The sequence below is a fragment of the Desulfobacula sp. genome, from assembly GCF_014237455.1.
GTDB lineage: Bacteria > Desulfobacterota > Desulfobacteria > Desulfobacterales > Desulfobacteraceae > Desulfobacula.
Window position 1 is genome coordinate 126,375 of sequence record NZ_JABZFL010000096.1, and the last position, 17,490, is coordinate 143,864.

Sequence of the window (17,490 nt, forward strand, 5' to 3'; positions counted from 1 at the left end):
GGGATCTCTCCAAATATTATGAGTAACGGTTAAAATAGAGCATAGTCACGAGGCTCTATCATTTCCAGACAGAAAAAAACTGTATCTTCTTTTTTTACTACAGGTTACACCACAGATAGTCAAACTCAAAAGTACACTCACATAAAAAAATGGTTTGATCAACCTTTCCAAGATGGGGTCTAAAAAATGATATCTTTGAAATTAGTTGGGCCTCAAAGTCAAAATATTCTTTCTTTACAAACCTAAAGAATTTTCCTAATATAATGTTAGTATCAAAGAATTTGGAACGAAATACAAGCTCAATGCCTGAAAAACGGTTCACCTCATGTTGACCTGCCTTAAAATCAAAGTGGTATTCATCTTTAACTGAATCATTTAAAAAAGGAGGGAAGCATGGTAGAAATTACACTCATAGAAAAACTACACATTTTTAAAGATTTTGACTCCAATGAATTGAACAAGCTTCTTGATTCCTGTTCAGTGGAGAATTATCAAATCGGGGAAAGCCTGTTCCTGGAGGGAGACGCTGCAACGGCTATGTGGATTGTTATTGACGGCAGTGTTGAACTGCGGTTTGAGATGCCAAATGGCAAACCCGCCACAAATGAGAGTACGCTTTCCTCACATCATAAAGATATCCCGGAATCACAGATTTTTGGATGGTCCTGTTTTATTTCGCCTTATAAAATGAAGCTTTCAGCCTATTGTACATCCAGAAGGTGCCAGGTGTTGAAAATCGATGCCATAAAACTGAATAAACTGATGGCGCAGGATACTGCCATCGGATTTAAAATAATGAGCTATATTGTCCAGGTTGTCGGATATAGATTCAACCAAATGAAAGAAGGGGTGGCCAAATTCATGGGAATCAACATGATGAATTCCTGGTAGTGAGAGAAATCCTTTTTCTTTTCACATCTACTTCGAGAATTGTTACGATAACCGCCTGCCGGACGGTGACAATTTCATTGGGATCTTTAACAAAGCGATCTGCCATCTGGCTGATATGAACAAGACCGTCCTGATGGACACCGATGTCTACAAAAGCACCAAAGGCAGTAACATTTGTCACAATACCCGGTACTTTCATTCCCGGCACAAGATCCTTGATATCATGAATGGTATCGTCAAAGGAAAAGGCTTGAAATTCTTTTCTGGGATCACGTCCGGGACTTGCCAGTTCTTTCACGATATCCTTAAGGGTCGGCATTCCAAAGGTATCAGTAACATATCGACTCAGATCAATTTTGTTGATTTCTTCAACATTCATCACGAGATCTTCAATGCCAAGACCTAAATCTTTTGCCATCCCCTTAACAACCCTGTAGGATTCAGGATGAATCCCGCTTTTGTCCAGGGCAAGCGTTGCATTATGAATTCTTAAAAACCCGGCAGCCTGCTCAAAGGCCTTTGGCCCAAGTCTCGGCACTTTTAAAAAATCTTTTCTTGATCTGAACGGGCCGTTTTCATTGCGAAACCGGATCATATTTGCAGCAATGGTATCATTTAAGCCCGATACCCGACAAAGTAATTCCCGGCTTGCCGTATTGGCCTCAACCCCGACCTGGTTCACACAGGATATCACCACATCATCCAGGGATTTTCTCAATAATTTTTGATCCACATCATGCTGATACTGGCCGACACCAATGGATTTGGGATCCAGCTTGACCAGTTCCGCCAATGGGTCCAAAAGTCTTCTGCCGATGGAAACCGCCCCCCTGACCGTAATATCGTAATCCGGGAACTCTTCTCTTGCAATCTTTGAAGCAGAATAAATGGACGCTCCGCTTTCATCCACCATGACGATATGAATGTTGCTATCCAGCCCCAGTCTTTTCACAAAAGCTTCGGTCTCACGTCCTGCCGTCCCATTACCAATGGCAATGGCCTCGATATTATATGTTTTCACAAGATTTAATACGATCTTTTTTGCTTTTTCATCATTGCTGTGATGGGAAAAAATCAAATCATGGTGCAAAAGAGTTCCCTGTGCATCAAGGCAGACCACTTTACAGCCGGTTCTGAATCCGGGATCAATGGCAAGGGTTCTCTTCTGGCCCAGAGGAGCAGACAACAGCAGTTCCTTTAAATTTCCGGCAAAAACACCTATGGCGATTTCATCTGCCGTTGCCTTTAATTCACTGATACATTCTTTTTCAATGGATTTGGATAAGAGCCTTTTATAGCTGTCTTTTATAGCAGATTTAACTTCCTGTGCCGACAGGGATTGATTTTTTATTACCCGTTTTTCAATCAGGTGGACCGCCCTTTCCTGATCCGGCAAAACACGTACGGAAAGCATAGACTCATTTTGCCCCCTGAGCATGGCCAGTATCCGGTGAGAAGGTGCCTTAAAAGCTGCTTCTGACCAGTCAAAATAATTTTTGAATTTTATGCCTTCCTCTTCTTTTGCTTTTTTTACCCTGGATTGAATCTGTGCGGTATCAAAAAACAATTTCCTGATACCCGCTCTGACGTCGACATCTTCGTTCACATTTTGTGCAATAATATCCTTGGCACCGGATATGGCTTCTTCAACCGATTCAACTTCTTTTTGGGATAAAAAATATTTTTTTGCTTCAGACAAAGGATCCTGATGGGATTGTTGCCAAAGAAATGCTGCCAGAGATTCCAGGCCCTTTTCCCTTGCAATCTGTGCCCGGGTTCTTTTTTTAGGGCGGTATTTTTCATAGATATCTTCAAGATCAATTAGTGACAGTGTATTTTGAATATCTGCCAATAGTGATCCCGTTAAAAGTTCACGTTCCTTTAAAGACTTGAGTATCGCCTCTTTTCTATTATTGAGCGCAGTTAGTTGTTCTATTCGATCCCGAATACCGGCAATGGCGACTTCATCCAGAGATTGGGTCACTTCTTTTCGATACCGGGCAATAAAAGGTATGGTGGCACCCTGATCCAGCATTTGAGCAACTGCTGAAACCTGGGTTTCTTCTAAATTCATTTCCAAGCTTATATGATTGATTATTTTCATATCTGCACTATATAATTTAAGATTATGAGATCAAATGAGAATATAAGATTCGGAACCCGATCAGGATCAGGACGACACCTCCGAAAATTTCCATTCGTTTGCCAAACATCGTCCCCAGTCTTGTGCCGATCTTAATGGCCAGAATCGACATGCCTGTTGTGATCACACCAATCATGATACTCGGATACCAGATGTTCACATCCAGCATGGCAAGACTTAAACCCACTGCCAGTGCATCTATACTGGTAGCCACACTGAGCATCACCATGGTCATCCCCCTGGACGGATCATTTTTTTGTATTTCAGATGACGTATCCAATCCTTCACGAATCATTCTGATGCCAACAAAAGCCAGAAGAAAAAAAGCAATCCAATGATCAAACGCTCTAAAATGGGACGCAAAACTGATGCCCAGAAGCCAGCCCAGCACCGGCATTAAAAACTGGAACAGCCCAAAATGAAAAGACAGGCGGAATACAGCCCTGACATCCTTTACATATCCTGCGGCAGCTGCGGCAAGAGAGACAGCCGAGGCATCCATGGCAAGCCCTACAGCAATAATAATAATTTCAAATGTTGTCATGGATTTTTCAATATTTCATAGCGGGTAAAAACCTAATCGTAACTGAAAACCTTGTAAACCGTTGATGACCCCAGCAAGGCATCGACCCTGCCTTCCAGTTCAGCTCGTTCATTGTTGCGAAGCCACCAGTTCCAGGCTTCAAGGGATTTCCATGTGCTGATTACAAGATATTCATTGGGATCATCAATATTTCTAAGGGTCTCCCCGGAAATATAGCCTGGCTGGCGGTCTGCCATGGCCCGGAGCTCAATGAGCATTTCAGACAGCGTCGGCAGCAGGGTTACGTCCATGCCGCTGGTCAGCTTGGGAACTTTTCTTGTCATCAATACACGGATGGTCATTTCTTCCTCCTCATATAATTCAAACTGTTTACTATTATATCGCCAGGCTCTTTAATGTCAACAATACTCCTGCAGCAACTGCAGAGCCAATAACACCGGCTACATTGGGACCCATGGCATGCATGAGAAGAAAATTTTGGGGATCTGCCTCCATGCCTACTTTCTGGCTCACACGGGCAGCCATGGGAACAGCAGATACGCCTGCCGATCCGATCAAGGGGTTGATTTTTGTCTTAAAAAAAAGATTCATCAGTTTTGCCATGAGAATACCTGACGCTGTCCCAATGGAAAAGGCAATGCAACCGAGAAAGAGAATGCCCAGTGTTGAGAGATTCAAAAACTGATGGGCTGAGAGCTGGGCTCCGACACCCAGACCCAGAAGGATGGTGACAATATTGATCAAGGCATTTTGTGCGGTTTCAGACAGCCGGTCCACCACTTTGCATTCCCGCATCAGGTTTCCAAACATGAAAAAGCCGATAAGGGGTGCGGCTGTTGGCAGAAGCAAAACACAAAGGCCTAAGACAGAGAGGGGAAATATCATTTTTTCAACTTTCCCCACATGTCTCATCTGTTCCATACGAATCTTGCGTTCATCCACAGTGGTCAGCGCCCGCATGATGGGTGGCTGGATGAGTGGCACCAGCGCCATGTAGGAGTAAGCTGCCACGGCAATGGGACCCAGAAGATGCGGCGCCAGCTGGCTTGACAAAAATATGGCTGTCGGACCGTCCGCTCCTCCGATAATACCGATGGAGGCGGCATCGAGCAGACTGAAATGGATACCAGGGACAATTTCAGACAGGATCAGTGCTCCGACAAGAGTGATAAAAATACCAACTTGTGCAGCTGCACCAAGAAGCAGGGTTTTCGGATTAGCGAGCAGCGGACCGAAATCGGTCATGGCACCGACACCCATGAAAACCAGGAGGGGAAAGACACCTGTTTTGATTCCGATGGTATAGATATAGTACAGCGCACCTCCGGGATCGGACATGGAAGCCAGAGGTGTATTGGTCAAAATAGCGCCAAATCCTATGGGAATCAGGAGAAGCGGCTCAAACTTCTTACTGATGGCAAGGTATAACAACAAAATCCCCACACCAATCATAAAGAACTGTCCGATTCCCTTAAAATTATTTCCTATGCCAGAGGAAAGGAAGCTGAACAGGCCGGTTGATCTGCAAAAATTCATTATCATGTCTGTAATAGGCGGAAGAAGGGTGTACCCCTGGCTGTCGGGCTGGGGCAACGTACCTGCCTGGACAGCAGACATCATTGAAAACAGCAGCACCATAAGACAGCCGATGATAATGAATGGTTTTCTCATAAACATGATAAAATCCTTTGGACCTTGCCGTTATTCATTAAGGGTCAGGAGAACCTGTCCTAACTGAACGATCTGCCCCTTAACCACTTCTATTGAATTGACGATACCGTTACTGGGCGAAATTACCGGCGTTTCCATTTTCATGGCTTCCAGAATCACCAGGGTCTCTCCTTCTTTCACTCGATCCCCAACAGCAAACTGGATTTCATACACATTTCCCGGCAGTTGAGCTTTAACCTCCAAAGCGGATTTTTCTTCCGGACTTGTCCCCTGTTCGTCTGAAGACGGGCTGATGCCTGCGATCTTTCCCATTTCATCTTCCACAATGACCTCATAGCTGCTTCCATCGACGGTCACCTTGTATTGGGACATTGTCATCGTATCCCCTGATTTTGAAACAGGCTCAGGCGATGATACACTCTCCCGGGGTGATTCCTTTTCCGGAGTTATCTTACGGCACTTGATCGGCCTGGCCCCTTTAAGGAAATCCAGGCCCTTATTTCCGCCTGCCGTTGTCAGAGCACCGATAATAAAGAGGTTTTCCTCAGTAACAGGAAGTCCTTCAGCCTCAAGGATCTTTTTGGCCTTGGGGATACCCGGTTCAAGAATATCCAGGGGATCTCCATCAAAAACCGACATTCCCAGCTGTTTTTCAGCGATTTGGACAATATCAGGGTCTGGCGGCACCGGTGTTCTGCCGAAATATCCCAGCACCATTTTACCATAACCATCTGTTATCTTTTTCCAGGGCCCCTGGGTCACATTGGCGTAGGCCTGCTGGAAATAAAACTGGGAAACCGGGGTGACTGATGTGCCGAAGCCTCCCCTGGCAATACATTCGGACATGGCATCGATCACCTTGGGATAAAGATGGAGGGTACCCGTATCGCGCATCATCATGGTATTGGCAGTCAAGGCACCTCCGGGCATGGGAGAAAGGATCACCTCGGATGAAACCTTTTGTGCCTCCGGCGGAAAGAAGTAGTCTGCAAGACATTCCTCCTGGACACGGTTGGCCTCCAGGATCTTATTGACGTCAATATCCAGAAAATATTGGGTTCCTTTCAGTGCATGCCACATGGAAATCATATCCGGCTGGCATGTACCGCCGGACAGAGGGGATCGGGCCAGGCAGATGCCGTCACAACCGGCTTCCACCGCAGCCTTGTACTGGGTAACGCCGATACCGGCAGTTTCATGGGTGTGCATCCAGATGGTCTCTTCATCTCCCAGAAGTTTTCTGGCCGCTCTGACAGTGTCATAAACCTTTTGGGGGTTGGCCGTTCCTGAGGCATCTTTGAAACAGATGGAATCATAGAGGACTCCTGAGTCAAGAATATCCTTCAAAGTTTTGAGATAGAATTCCGGATCATGGGCTCCGCTGCAGCCGGGAGGCAGTTCCATCATGGTAATGACCACCTGATGATGGAGCCCTGCGTTCTTGATGCAGTGCCCCGAGTAGACCAGGTTGCGAACATCATTCAAGGCATCAAAATTACGGATGTGGGTCATGCCGTGTTTCTTGAACATCCTGGCGTGGAGATCAATCATATCCCTGGGCTGGGCTGAAAGGGCTACCACGTTGATGCCTCTGGCAAGTGTCTGAAGATGGGCATCAGGGCCGGCAGCCTTTCGGAAACGGTCCATCATGGAAAATGCAGATTCACCGCAGTACATGAAAAGACTCTGAAAACGGGCGCCACCCCCGGCTTCCAAATGATGAATCCCAGCTTCCACTGCAGCTTCCACAGCAGGAAGAAAATCATCTGTCAGTGCGCGTGCACCGAAAACCGATTGAAACCCGTCCCGCAACGATGTGTCCATAAAGTTTATTTTTTTCATTGGTATCATTCCTGGTATTGACTATGAATATTATATTCGCTCTTATCAATTTACAGATACAGGGACCCTGTCTATGGCGCCCTGTAACGCCCTATACGCGCTCTATGAGCTGCAATTGCAGCACTGATAATGGCAGTAAGTTTCCGGTTATCGTCAGGAGGCGTTTCCTCCCTGATTCCTGAAGGCCTGTGGGAGGTAACCAGTGATGCCTCTTTTTCCGTGTACGGTTTAAGCAGTTTTGCTGAAAGATGGATGATGATAAGCAGCAGGACAAGAAAAGAAGAAACCACCATCATACCCAGCATTGTTAATTTTAATCCTTGAACAATCATAGAACTCTTCTCCGAAAAATTAACCTGTCATAATTCAATATAATCTCGGCTCCTTAAATATCGGAAATGATCTCTAAAGTAAAGTCGATAAGTTAATTATTTTATTGGCCCTCTTACAGAAAGTATGAGGATTAACCAGAAATAGTTTTCAAACGGCCTTTGAAGAATCTTTGATTGAAAGCGTCCGGCACGACAACAGCATCCGGCCGTTCTAAATTCGTTTCTGAACCTTTGCCATTTCTACTACTGGCAAGGGTTCAAACAGTTTTCCCGGAATCAGGTTTAAAATTTTCTGAGGCATGCCACGGTATAATAACCGGACGATTATCATGGCATCTTTTTCAGGCACCGCAGGAAGATCTATTGTTTGGGTTACGCTCTGTTTTGCCTTTATCCTGCTATCTTTAAGCACCTGTCTTGCCTTTGCAATATTAATAACCTCGTTTCCTTTTCCATCTCCAAAAACCGTCCGAAAAATCACAGCATCTTTTGGCAACTCATGTTTGTCATCCAGGACACCCATCTGAAAGCGTGTCTTGTTGGCTTTATCCCGGATGGTAATTTCAAGCCATACCTGCCGAAGATCACCAACCCCTGTGGGGATTGAGTGTCCGGCCCCCGCATTGGTCACGGTGATATTCAGCTTTTTTTGCTGGACCTGTGACGTGTCAATAGACAGTGTGACTGCATTCTTAAGCCGTTCAATGGCCATCTGACCTTTTGCTTCTCCACCAAACTGGCCCGGGACCGATACATTGCCCCCGACAAAATAATGGGTGAAAATATGGGGCCTTTCATCACTGTAATCGGTTGCTGTACCCGGATTTTCAGGCCGCGGAGTAGATCCGGTGGCAGGAATGCCGGGTCTCTGGTACATATGGCACCCCTGGCAGGTAATCTTTTGTTGAGGATCTTTTGAATTATAAGGACTATTCTTCCATTCCGTGTAAGTGGTTTCAAGATCTGTTCCAAACACCACATGTTTTACATTGTGGCAGGTTCCGCAAAACTCTGATTCAGTATGAAGTTTAGAGTATTCAGCCTCATGAAAATCAGGTTCTGCGTCATCAAAAGGGCCATACTTGATACCCGGTTCATCTTCGCCCTGACCGGGTTTCAGCACAAGACCGTTATTATACATTTGTTTTATTGTTTCAGCAGAATGGCAGTAATCACATTGAATCCCCTGTGTGGCAATCTCAGGGGTTTTCGACAAATCATCTGAAAGCTTTTGGGGGAATCCCGTCACATGCCCCACAGGTGTATGACATTTCACACAGGATTCGGCCTCTTTAATTTCTCCTTCATCTGTCAGCCCTTTACGAAGAAATTGTGATACTCTTGAATAAACAGGATCTTTATGGGCCAGGTTATGCATGGAATTTTCCCATTGTTCAAAAATTTCATCATGACATCCGCTACAGGTCTCAGGAGAAATAAATTGATCAATATGAATCACGTCTTCAGATGATGCAAAAAGAGTTGCAGAAAACAACATGACAACTCCTACAGACAAGGCCAAAGATATGTTAAATCCTCTTTTAAAATTCAACCTTTTCTCTCCTTATTGAATAAATCCACCTGGGTATTCTTTGGTTTCTCCCTCCAAAGTAAGGACCGTCCAGTTCCCGTTTTCTTCTTTTGCCGTGACCAGGCAGTCAAGTCTTGTCCCGTCATTAAATGTAATAAAGCAAACACCCGACTCGTTTAATGTGTTGACCTGGACAAATTTTTTGTCTTTGGATATCTGCCGAAAGATCTCAGCCGCCCGTTCAATGGTAATGATCCTGTTATATTCATCTTTATCTATTTTTTTAATTTGCTGTCTTAACTCATTGATCTGTTGTTTCTGGTCTGCAATCTTAGAAATAATGGTTTCCATTTCCGTTTTATCATCTGCCGGTACGGAAACCAGAATCTGTTTATGCAGTTCCATATCCGTTTCAATGAAATTGATTTTTTGCAGTATCCCTTTTATTTTTGCACTCATATATTACTCTTTTTTTGGTTTTTTAATTTAACCCGCCTGACCGGCGCTTTACTTTTTATTAATTCATGATTTACACAGGTTGCCTTTTTCAGCTGCCCTTTTATTACCCCTGATAATCCATTTCAGGAACCTGACCACTATATTTTTCTTATTTTTTTTATCTTTCATCATATCCTTTTAATTTTTTCCCAAGCTTCCATCAATTCCATAATAATGTCAAGAGGCCTATAGACCATTATCAGGTTAAATGACTGTTACTATTTTAACTCAAAATTATTGGACTTAAGGGACATTTAATACCGCACAATCACAGAGATCATCACTTTCAAAAGAGGTAATATCTCCTGCATTTAATCCCGGAACAGGAAACAATCGAACCGTTAACGGCTTATTCAAACGATATGCCATCGTTCCTGTATCTCTCATTAATGAAGTGATTTTTGCAATAGGAGTATTGCCTGGAATGGGTACCGTATCAAGGCCAATCCCGCAAACAGCACTGTATGTCAAAAGAGCGCGGATATCGAAATCAGAATTCCGTGTCCCCTCCGCAAGACCGATATCCTCTGTAACCGCAAGCATTAACCCGGAGAACCCGACCAGATCAACCCCTTTTATGGATTTGAAAACCTTTGTTAACAATGAAGACGCTTCAATGGTACCGGATGCCCCAAAATATTCGATCCCTAAACGTTTATAGACTTCCACTATAGAAGAACACTCCTTTGACGGCGCAGCAGAACTGTCAATACCCGAAAATGAAAAATCCGTATTCTTATCAAATCCATCTATAATTAATTTTACATTAGAAACATGATATTGAAGCGCTGAACTCAAGATCTCATAGTATCCTTTAAATAAATCATTATGATTTCCAAGAGAACTGGTTTCATTAAATTCCTGCAAGGCAGTTACCAGCAAATCTGGTGTTTCAAGCCCCACCACAAAACAATTACCAAGCTCCTTTCGATGATAACCGGCCGGGAAATAAGGTATCAAGGGGGCACAATTAAAATTCACTGTAAAATTAAAGTTCCCTTCACCTCGCGGCGTCAACCTGCTTATTTGGGATACAGCAAGTACGGAAGAATGAATCAACGGGTTATCCAATACACCGAATTCATCCAGTCCGACATTGACACACGCATTACATAAATCACCATAGTCTCTTATCAGCTCGGGAAGAAGTGATATTTCTTGTTTTGTTCGTGCTTCACCTATGGCGAACCGGATTCTAAGATTTGATGTGTCAGAAGCGGTTAAAAGGTGACCGAGGGTTTCCAAATCTGAAGTCGCGGCTTTTATGCTGTCCGTGTTCAGGTATTCTCCAAACGGATTGGTGACGATCCTTATGGATTGAACAAGATAGCCATTTTCCATAAATTCTTGTGACAGATCATTGCAAAACCGGATCGCCCCTGAAATAGCGCTTTTCCATGTGGACCTGTCCTTCTTAAGAACCAAAAATATTGTGATTGTTCTGATTCGACAAAGTTCTTTACGTTTATATTTCATCCTCTATACCCTTTTAACACTATCGATTGCATCATCAGCTAACAGGCTATGCATTTTTTAAAAATTCAATTGCTTTATCTTTCTGTTCAATGGAAAATCCTTTCATATCTATATTCTTAAATAATTTGCCTTCAAGATCGACAAGCTTATGTATCCATTTTTTATGTGTTACCACTGCTATCCTGGTAAAATGGGACATTCCAAAATCTATAAAAAACTTAAATTTTTCAATCATTGCATCAAGCTCAGCGCCACCGATACTGACAACCTCTTGATATAAAATTAGGTCTTCGCCTTTATCTATTTTTCCCTTAAATATAGAAAGCACGGACACCATTTCCTCTTCTGTTATCTTTCCTTCCAAACGATATGCAACAGCTTTTTCAACTCCTATATCTATTATTTCTAACATTTAATTCACCTCCTTGTTGAAAATTTAAGCATGGTGCAACACCTTTTATTTATAACCGATCTTATCTGATAAGGGTATCTTGCTCCTGACAAAAATACCGGTAGCTCTGGCAATCTCTTTGTCATTTGAATCATACAAAACCGATTCACAGATAAACTGGGAGTGATTCTGATTAACAACCTTACCAATTGATTTTACAACACCTTCTGATACAGGGCGGGTAATATAGGTTGTTAAACTGGTTGTTAAAACAAAGACATCCTCAACCAGGGAATTAGCTGCAAAAAATGCTGCATTATCTAATGCGAGAAAATATAACGCACCGTGCATGGCGCCTGCGGCGTGGTAAAGCTCCTTTCTTACAGGCAGAGTAATGTGTGCCTCTCCTTTTTTTATACTAACCCTGGCACCGGTCAGTTGCACAAATTGTGCGGAATGCATCATATTTTCCAGTTTTATGTAATGGTCGCTATTTGTCATTGATGGTCTCTCCTCAGTGCATTCCGTGACGCTCTATCCACCAGCGTGAAGAGCCTGTCTATTTCATCTTTTTGATTCGATACCTTATGGCCCTGTACTTTACCAAATTTACAATCCAATTGATCGGTCATTTTATAAAATTCCTGATACAGCTTATAATTTTTGATGCGGTTATTTTTCTTTGTCCGATAATCATTTTGCTCAAACCGGCCACGTCTTCCCTGTAAACCGATGATGTTTTGAGAATCCGTGTATACCATCACCCTGCGCCCCTGTGCTTGAATATCGCTTAGCGCCCATAATAAGGTCTGCAATTCCAATTTTGTTGAAGACGTCCGCTCAAATCTTTTCACTTTCACACTCAACTTCAATGAATCCAATGAGAGTCCTTCTTCAGGTACAGTCAGATATGCCCCATATCCGATATTTGTCTGAGGATTCACACTTCCATCTGTAAACAGTATCAGATCCGTCATAAAAAAAACCAAATTGTTTTTGCCGCCTATTTTGAAATCATGGTGTTAATGATATGCCGGTCGGTTTCAAGCATGCCCTTTGTGGCAAGGTCTCCTATGTTCCGAACCGTCTGATCCACATCCTCGGCAATAATCCCATCGGTGTGGGTGGCACAGCTGCCTTCAATAGCCAGAAGCGCACAATAAACAGCCGAACTGACACCGGCAGATACTTTAAGCGAGCATCCCTGTTTAGCTCCATCACATATCATCCCGGTGATGCTGGCAGCCATATTTTTAATGGTACCGCCGATCTGATCCAGATTCCCGCCCAAAAGATAGCAGATCCCGCAGGCAGCCCCGGTTGATGCCGTCAAAATGCCGCACAATGCAGTCAGCTGACCAACAGATTGCTTAATATAAATGGCCATTAAATTGCTCAGGATGAGGGCCCGGATCAATTTTTCATCGGAAGCGCCTGTTTTTTGTGCCACGGCAACCACGGGGAGGATGGTAGTAATGCCCTGGTTCCCACTGCCGGAGTTGCTCATCACCGGCAGGGTACATCCATCCATACGGGCATCGGCCGCAGCTGCCGTCAGGGACATGGCATAGGATGCCAGGTCATCGGCAATAAATTTTCTTGTGATATTTTTCTGTATGGTCATACCGGTTCTGAGACCATATTTTCCTGTCAGGCCTTCTTTTGAAATGGCTTCATTGAGCTTGACTCCTTCCAGAATAAACTTAATTTCATCAAGCGGTGTCTGGTTTGCAAATTCATATATCTTTGCCACGGAAAGATTAATTTTTGTCTCAGGCTTTTCCGTGTCAGAATGGGCATCAAACCCCCTGAAAACAGGTTTTCCGTTTTTTTCAACATAGATGATATTGGTATGACGATGGGAAATGATGGTCCTGCAGGTATGGTCTTTTGCCTTACAGATGCTTTCAACATATAGATTATCTGTCCCATCCTTTACACTGATATCAACCTGTTTTTCATCCACCATCCGGCGTGCTGCTTCAAGATGTTTATCATTCACCTGTTTGAGCACCTCAAGCCCGTCTTTTGAATTGCCGCATACTGCACCAAGAGCAGCAGCAATGGGCAGCCCCATCATGCCTGTACCCGGGATAACCACCCCCATTCCGTTCTTATAAATATTGCCGCTGACAAGAATCTCTATTGTTTCAGGAAAGTCTCCAAGGACTTCCCTTGATCTGGCCGTTGCCAGGGCAACTGCCACAGGTTCGGTGCAGCCGAGGGCCGGAATAACTTCACGATTGATAAGTGCAATAATTTCCTGTCTTTCCTCTTTATCCAGCATGGGTCTTTCCTCTTCAAAAAATTTATTTTTTAACCCTGTATTTCAATAAAACATGGCTTTTATCAATTTCCCCTATATCCATCAATTCCAAACGGATATCCAGAGTTTCGTTAAACAGGGACAACCCCTTCCCAAAAAGCCTTGGAACAATCGTAACATGAATCTCGTCTATCAGGTTTTCTTTCATGAAAAGCGTGTTCACAATTGATCCGCCGATGAGTGCCACCGATTCAAACCCCTGGGCCTGAAGATCCTTTACGATCTCCCCCGGTGTTTGGCTGGTAAATATCAAACCCCTGTCCTGACTTATCCTTGTTTTATCCCTTGTCATGACAATATTTTTACGTCCCGGCAGAATTTTTCCAATGGTATCAAATGTTTTGGAACCCATGATCATAGCTCCTGATTTCCGGGTGATATGGACAAAATATTTCTTATCCACTTTCCCGGTCCAGTCTATCCTTTGCATGGAATCCCTTGCAATCATCCCATCTGCCGTAACAGCCATCAAGAGTATCACTTTCATGTTTCTTTATCCTCTATGCAAGATCAGTCACCCGGCCATTTCATATTTTTATCTTCACTATAATAACAGAATCTGTCCCAATTTACTTCTTTTTTTGAAATCGGGCAGCGGAGGGTAACTTTGGTGTCGCTTAAGTGGACAACCTCCCAGTCACCGGATCGTCTTGATCCTTCAATCCGTATCTTCTGCCCCTCTTTAAACGGATATGGTTTAAACACGGTCACATGATGATCCATGGTATCCTCCTCTTTTTTAACGGATTATTCAAAAAGTATATGCTCTTTTTTTTACCAAGACAAATATTGACAAAGAAGAATCTTAAGAATAACTCTTACAGACTTTTTTATGTATTTCCAATCATTTTTTTGGGATCTACCCATTGATCGAATTTCTCACCCGACATTATTCCCAAATCAAGCGCAGCCTGCTTTAGGGTTTTATTCTCCTGATGGGCTTTTTTTGCAACACTGGCTGCCTGCTCATAACCGATATGGGGACTTAAAGCCGTTACCAGCATGAGCGATTCCTGAAGATATTTTTCAATATTTTCATAATTGGGTTCCATGCCGTCAACACAATTATTTTTAAACGATACGGCTGCATTACCCAACAGCCGTGCCGATTCCAGAAAGTTGTAAATGATCACCGGCTTAAACACATTGAGTTCAAAATGCCCGTTTGATCCGCCAATGTTGATGGTGACATCATTGCCCATGACCTGGGCGCACACCATTGTCAACGCCTCGGTCTGAGTGGGATTGACTTTCCCCGGCATGATGGAGGACCCGGGTTCATTTTCCGGCAGCAGCAGCTCACCAATGCCGCATCGCGGCCCAGAGCCCATAAGTCGAATATCATTGGCGATTTTCATAAGACTGACCGCCAGGGTTTTAAGTGCCCCGTGAGTTGCGACAATGGCATCATGAGTTGCCAGGGATTCAAATTTATTGGGTGCTGTCACAAATGGATAGCCTGTCAGGTCGGCAATGGTCCGGGCTACCTTTTTGTCATATCCTTCAGGTGCATTCAGACCGGTTCCCACAGCTGTCCCGCCCAGTGCCAGCTCGGATAGATGAGGCAAGGTATAATCCAGAGTTTTAAGACCATGATCCAGCATGGATGCGTATCCTGAAAATTCCTGCCCAAGGGTCAGAGGAATTGCATCCATCAGGTGTGTACGGCCGATTTTTACTATATCTTTCCATGCCCTGATTTTCTTTTCCAAAGCTGTTTTCAATGCCTCTATAGAAGGAATTGTGCGATCAGACAGCATCTTACAGGCCGCCATATTCATGGCGCTAGGAAACGTATCATTTGAAGACTGAGAAATATTCACATCATCGTTGGGATGAACAAGGCGATTTCCCTGTCCAAGTTTGTTACCGAGCAACACATGAGACCTGTTGGCAATGACTTCATTTACATTCATGTTGGACTGGGTACCAGACCCGGTCTGCCAGACAACCAGGGGAAAATGGTCATCAAGCGTCCCTTGAATAATTTCATCACAGACCCGGATAATAATATCTTTTTTTTCCCGGGACAACACGCCAAGGTCATGATTTACAATGGCGGCCGCTTTTTTCAATATCCCGAAGGCCCGGATGATCTCCAGAGGCATCTTCCGGCTTCCGATTTTAAAGTGATCCAAAGACCTCTGGGTCTGTGCACCCCAGTATTTATCAAAAGGGACTTGAATATCCCCCATGGTATCTGTTTCTATTCTTGTCTTCATTTCACAATAGATCTGCGTAAAAATCATTACCTTTATCATCAACAATAATAAAGGCGGGGAAATTTTCAACCGTGATCATATAGACGGCTTCCATGCCCAGCTCTTCATATTCAAGCAGCTCAACCTTTTTGATAAAATCTTTTCCAAGACGGGCAGCAGGACCGCCAGGAGAGCCCAGATAAAATCCACCGTATTCCTTGCAGGCATCGGTCACTTGCTGGCTTCTGTTTCCTTTTGCCAGCATGATCATGGAAGCGCCCTCTTTCTGGAAGATAGGCACATAGGGGTCCATTCTCCCGGCAGTAGTGGGGCCAAATGATCCGGAAGCTTCGCCATCCGGTGTTTTAGCGGGACCGGCATAATAAATAATATGGTTTTTCAGGTAATCAGGCAGACCCTCTCCTGCTTCAAACCGCTCCATAAATTTTGCATGGGCAATATCTCTTCCCACGATAATTTTACCGGTGAGAGAGAGTCTTGTGGCAACCGGATATTTGGAAAGCTCAGCCCGAATCTCATCCATGGGTCTGTTCAGATCAATCTGGACAGCCGCTTTCATTTCAGGTTCTTTTGCCGGCAGATATTGGGCAGGATTTTCTTCTAAGTGTTCCAAGAAAATACCATCCCCTGTAATTTTTCCCTTAATCTGGCGGTCAGCGGAACAGGAAACCCCAATACCAATGGGGCAGGAGGCTCCGTGTCTTGGAAGACGAATCACCCGGATATCCAGAGCAAAATGCTTGCCCCCGAACTGGGCGCCAAGTCCAAGTTCATGGGATCTTGTCAGCACCTTTTCTTCCAGATCCTTGTCTCTGAATGCATGGGCTGTCTCACTGCCCTGGGTGGGCAATGAATCTAGATATCTTGCTGAGGCCAGTTTCACGGCTTTTAAATTGAGCTCCGCCGAAGTTCCGCCGATGACAAAAGCAATATAATATGGCGGGCAGGCTGCTGTCCCAAGGCCCCTCATTTTTTCCAGCATGAAATTGATCAGGGTCTCTTCAGAGTTCAATACTGCTTTTGTCATCTGAAAGAGAGCGGTTTTATTGGCTGAACCGCCGCCTTTGGCCATGAACAGGAATTTATATGCCTCTCCCTGTACAGACGAAATATCGATCTGGGCCGGCAGGTTGGTCTTGGTGTTCATTTCCTTATACATGGTCAGTGGTGCGTTCTGGGAATATCTCAAATAATTCTCTGTATATGCCTGATAAGCACCTCTGGACAATTCTTCTTCATCATCCGTCCAGGTCCAGACTTGCTGGCCTTTTTTCGCCATAACAATAGCTGTTCCCGTATCCTGGCACATGGGATAGACCTTTTCAGCGGAAATGACAGCGTTTTTTAACAATTCCAGGGCCACATACCGGTCATTGTCACTGCTTTCAGAATCCTCAATAATTTTTTTTAACTGTTCAAGATGGTCAGACCGGTAGAGATGGGCCACATCTTTAAAAGCCTGATTGGCAAGCAGGGTTATGGCTTGCGGTTCTATCATGAGAACCTCTTTTCCTTCAAATTCTTTTATCCTGATATGTTCTTTAGTAAGAAGACGATAAACACTTGTATCTTCTCCCAATGGGAACATGGTCTCAAATTTAAATTCACTCATCTTTTTTGCCT

18 protein-coding genes are annotated in these 17,490 nt (G+C 44.0%); 1 reads left to right on the forward strand and 17 read right to left on the reverse strand.

The window, feature by feature from the left end; translation table 11 throughout:
• Positions 1-393: 393 nt before the first annotated feature.
• Positions 394-891 carry a cyclic nucleotide-binding domain-containing protein gene (locus tag HGJ91_RS14280; RefSeq protein ID WP_291348490.1) on the forward strand — a complete coding sequence of 166 codons (498 nt, stop codon included), beginning with the start codon at positions 394-396 and terminating at the stop codon, positions 889-891.
• Here the strand turns inward: HGJ91_RS14280 and HGJ91_RS14285 are convergent.
• The 17 genes from HGJ91_RS14285 to HGJ91_RS14365 form a co-directional block, all read right to left on the reverse strand.
• A complete protein-coding gene (locus tag HGJ91_RS14285; protein WP_291348491.1) occupies positions 869-2,965 on the reverse strand; it encodes a Tex family protein in 2,097 nt (698 codons plus the stop codon). The two genes, HGJ91_RS14280 and HGJ91_RS14285, sit on opposite strands and share 23 nt — an antisense overlap.
• Before the next feature lie 52 nt (positions 2,966-3,017).
• Positions 3,018-3,578, reverse strand: a complete 561-nt coding sequence (locus tag HGJ91_RS14290; protein ID WP_291348492.1) for a manganese efflux pump MntP family protein — start codon at positions 3,576-3,578, stop codon at positions 3,018-3,020.
• 32 nt (positions 3,579-3,610) lie between these two features.
• The gene (locus tag HGJ91_RS14295; protein ID WP_291348493.1) at positions 3,611-3,919 is read right to left on the reverse strand and encodes an antibiotic biosynthesis monooxygenase; all 309 of its coding nucleotides are present in this window, start codon (positions 3,917-3,919) and stop codon (positions 3,611-3,613) included.
• A 34-nt stretch (positions 3,920-3,953) separates the two neighbouring features.
• Positions 3,954-5,249 carry a sodium ion-translocating decarboxylase subunit beta gene (locus tag HGJ91_RS14300; RefSeq protein WP_291348494.1) on the reverse strand — a complete coding sequence of 432 codons (1,296 nt, stop codon included), beginning with the start codon at positions 5,247-5,249 and terminating at the stop codon, positions 3,954-3,956.
• 30 nt (positions 5,250-5,279) lie between these two features.
• On the reverse strand, positions 5,280-7,091 hold the full coding sequence (locus HGJ91_RS14305) for a biotin/lipoyl-containing protein (RefSeq protein WP_291348495.1): 1,812 nt from the start codon (positions 7,089-7,091) through the stop codon (positions 5,280-5,282).
• A 71-nt stretch (positions 7,092-7,162) separates the two neighbouring features.
• Positions 7,163-7,423 (reverse strand): OadG family transporter subunit, encoded by a 261-nt coding sequence (locus HGJ91_RS14310; protein ID WP_291348496.1) that lies wholly within the window; start codon positions 7,421-7,423, stop codon positions 7,163-7,165.
• Between the two features lie 211 nt (positions 7,424-7,634).
• Positions 7,635-8,975 carry a multiheme c-type cytochrome gene (locus tag HGJ91_RS14315; protein ID WP_291348497.1) on the reverse strand — a complete coding sequence of 447 codons (1,341 nt, stop codon included), beginning with the start codon at positions 8,973-8,975 and terminating at the stop codon, positions 7,635-7,637.
• A gap of 12 nt (positions 8,976-8,987) precedes the next feature.
• On the reverse strand, positions 8,988-9,413 hold the full coding sequence (locus HGJ91_RS14320) for a hypothetical protein (RefSeq protein WP_291348498.1): 426 nt from the start codon (positions 9,411-9,413) through the stop codon (positions 8,988-8,990).
• A 282-nt stretch (positions 9,414-9,695) separates the two neighbouring features.
• Entirely contained in the window at positions 9,696-10,928 is a 1,233-nt protein-coding gene (locus tag HGJ91_RS14325; protein ID WP_291348499.1) for a DUF711 family protein, read from the reverse strand.
• Positions 10,929-10,974: 46 nt separating this feature from the next.
• Positions 10,975-11,340, reverse strand: coding sequence for an STAS/SEC14 domain-containing protein (locus HGJ91_RS14330; protein WP_291348500.1), 366 nt, complete (start codon positions 11,338-11,340; stop codon positions 10,975-10,977).
• Between the two features lie 45 nt (positions 11,341-11,385).
• Positions 11,386-11,820 carry a PaaI family thioesterase gene (locus HGJ91_RS14335; protein ID WP_291348501.1) on the reverse strand — a complete coding sequence of 145 codons (435 nt, stop codon included), beginning with the start codon at positions 11,818-11,820 and terminating at the stop codon, positions 11,386-11,388.
• Positions 11,817-12,296 (reverse strand): ribonuclease HI, encoded by a 480-nt coding sequence (locus HGJ91_RS14340; RefSeq protein ID WP_291348502.1) that lies wholly within the window; start codon positions 12,294-12,296, stop codon positions 11,817-11,819. The genes HGJ91_RS14335 and HGJ91_RS14340 overlap by 4 nt, the downstream gene beginning before the upstream one ends.
• 26 nt (positions 12,297-12,322) lie before the next feature.
• Entirely contained in the window at positions 12,323-13,606 is a 1,284-nt protein-coding gene (locus tag HGJ91_RS14345; protein WP_291348503.1) for a serine dehydratase subunit alpha family protein, read from the reverse strand.
• 22 nt (positions 13,607-13,628) lie between these two features.
• Entirely contained in the window at positions 13,629-14,132 is a 504-nt protein-coding gene (locus tag HGJ91_RS14350; RefSeq protein ID WP_291348504.1) for a dihydrofolate reductase family protein, read from the reverse strand.
• Between the two features lie 23 nt (positions 14,133-14,155).
• A complete protein-coding gene (locus HGJ91_RS14355; protein WP_291348505.1) occupies positions 14,156-14,368 on the reverse strand; it encodes a hypothetical protein in 213 nt (70 codons plus the stop codon).
• Between the two features lie 107 nt (positions 14,369-14,475).
• Positions 14,476-15,867 carry a class II fumarate hydratase gene (fumC, locus tag HGJ91_RS14360; protein ID WP_367142612.1) on the reverse strand — a complete coding sequence of 464 codons (1,392 nt, stop codon included), beginning with the start codon at positions 15,865-15,867 and terminating at the stop codon, positions 14,476-14,478.
• 1 nt (position 15,868) lies between these two features.
• Positions 15,869-17,479 carry a fumarate hydratase gene (locus tag HGJ91_RS14365; RefSeq protein ID WP_291348507.1) on the reverse strand — a complete coding sequence of 537 codons (1,611 nt, stop codon included), beginning with the start codon at positions 17,477-17,479 and terminating at the stop codon, positions 15,869-15,871.
• Positions 17,480-17,490 lie beyond the last annotated feature (11 nt).

Excerpts from the sequence above, each read along its gene's own strand:
- HGJ91_RS14335 (WP_291348501.1), bottom strand. The coding sequence starts at position 11,820 with ATGACAAATAGCGACCATTACATAAAACTGGAAAATATGATGCATTCC.
- HGJ91_RS14290 (WP_291348492.1), bottom strand. The coding sequence starts at position 3,578 with ATGACAACATTTGAAATTATTATTATTGCTGTAGGGCTTGCCATGGAT.
- HGJ91_RS14325 (WP_291348499.1), bottom strand. The coding sequence starts at position 10,928 with ATGAAATATAAACGTAAAGAACTTTGTCGAATCAGAACAATCACAATA.
- HGJ91_RS14305 (WP_291348495.1), bottom strand. The coding sequence starts at position 7,091 with ATGAAAAAAATAAACTTTATGGACACATCGTTGCGGGACGGGTTTCAA.
- fumC (WP_367142612.1), bottom strand. The coding sequence starts at position 15,867 with ATGAAGACAAGAATAGAAACAGATACCATGGGGGATATTCAAGTCCCT.
- HGJ91_RS14300 (WP_291348494.1), bottom strand. The coding sequence starts at position 5,249 with ATGAGAAAACCATTCATTATCATCGGCTGTCTTATGGTGCTGCTGTTT.
- HGJ91_RS14345 (WP_291348503.1), bottom strand. The coding sequence starts at position 13,606 with ATGCTGGATAAAGAGGAAAGACAGGAAATTATTGCACTTATCAATCGT.
- HGJ91_RS14350 (WP_291348504.1), bottom strand. The coding sequence starts at position 14,132 with ATGAAAGTGATACTCTTGATGGCTGTTACGGCAGATGGGATGATTGCA.
- HGJ91_RS14295 (WP_291348493.1), bottom strand. The coding sequence starts at position 3,919 with ATGACCATCCGTGTATTGATGACAAGAAAAGTTCCCAAGCTGACCAGC.
- HGJ91_RS14330 (WP_291348500.1), bottom strand. The coding sequence starts at position 11,340 with ATGTTAGAAATAATAGATATAGGAGTTGAAAAAGCTGTTGCATATCGT.
- HGJ91_RS14285 (WP_291348491.1), bottom strand. The coding sequence starts at position 2,965 with ATGAATTTAGAAGAAACCCAGGTTTCAGCAGTTGCTCAAATGCTGGAT.
- HGJ91_RS14365 (WP_291348507.1), bottom strand. The coding sequence starts at position 17,479 with ATGAGTGAATTTAAATTTGAGACCATGTTCCCATTGGGAGAAGATACA.
- HGJ91_RS14310 (WP_291348496.1), bottom strand. The coding sequence starts at position 7,423 with ATGATTGTTCAAGGATTAAAATTAACAATGCTGGGTATGATGGTGGTT.
- HGJ91_RS14355 (WP_291348505.1), bottom strand. The coding sequence starts at position 14,368 with ATGGATCATCATGTGACCGTGTTTAAACCATATCCGTTTAAAGAGGGG.
- HGJ91_RS14280 (WP_291348490.1), top strand. The coding sequence starts at position 394 with ATGGTAGAAATTACACTCATAGAAAAACTACACATTTTTAAAGATTTT.
- HGJ91_RS14320 (WP_291348498.1), bottom strand. The coding sequence starts at position 9,413 with ATGAGTGCAAAAATAAAAGGGATACTGCAAAAAATCAATTTCATTGAA.
- HGJ91_RS14340 (WP_291348502.1), bottom strand. The coding sequence starts at position 12,296 with ATGACGGATCTGATACTGTTTACAGATGGAAGTGTGAATCCTCAGACA.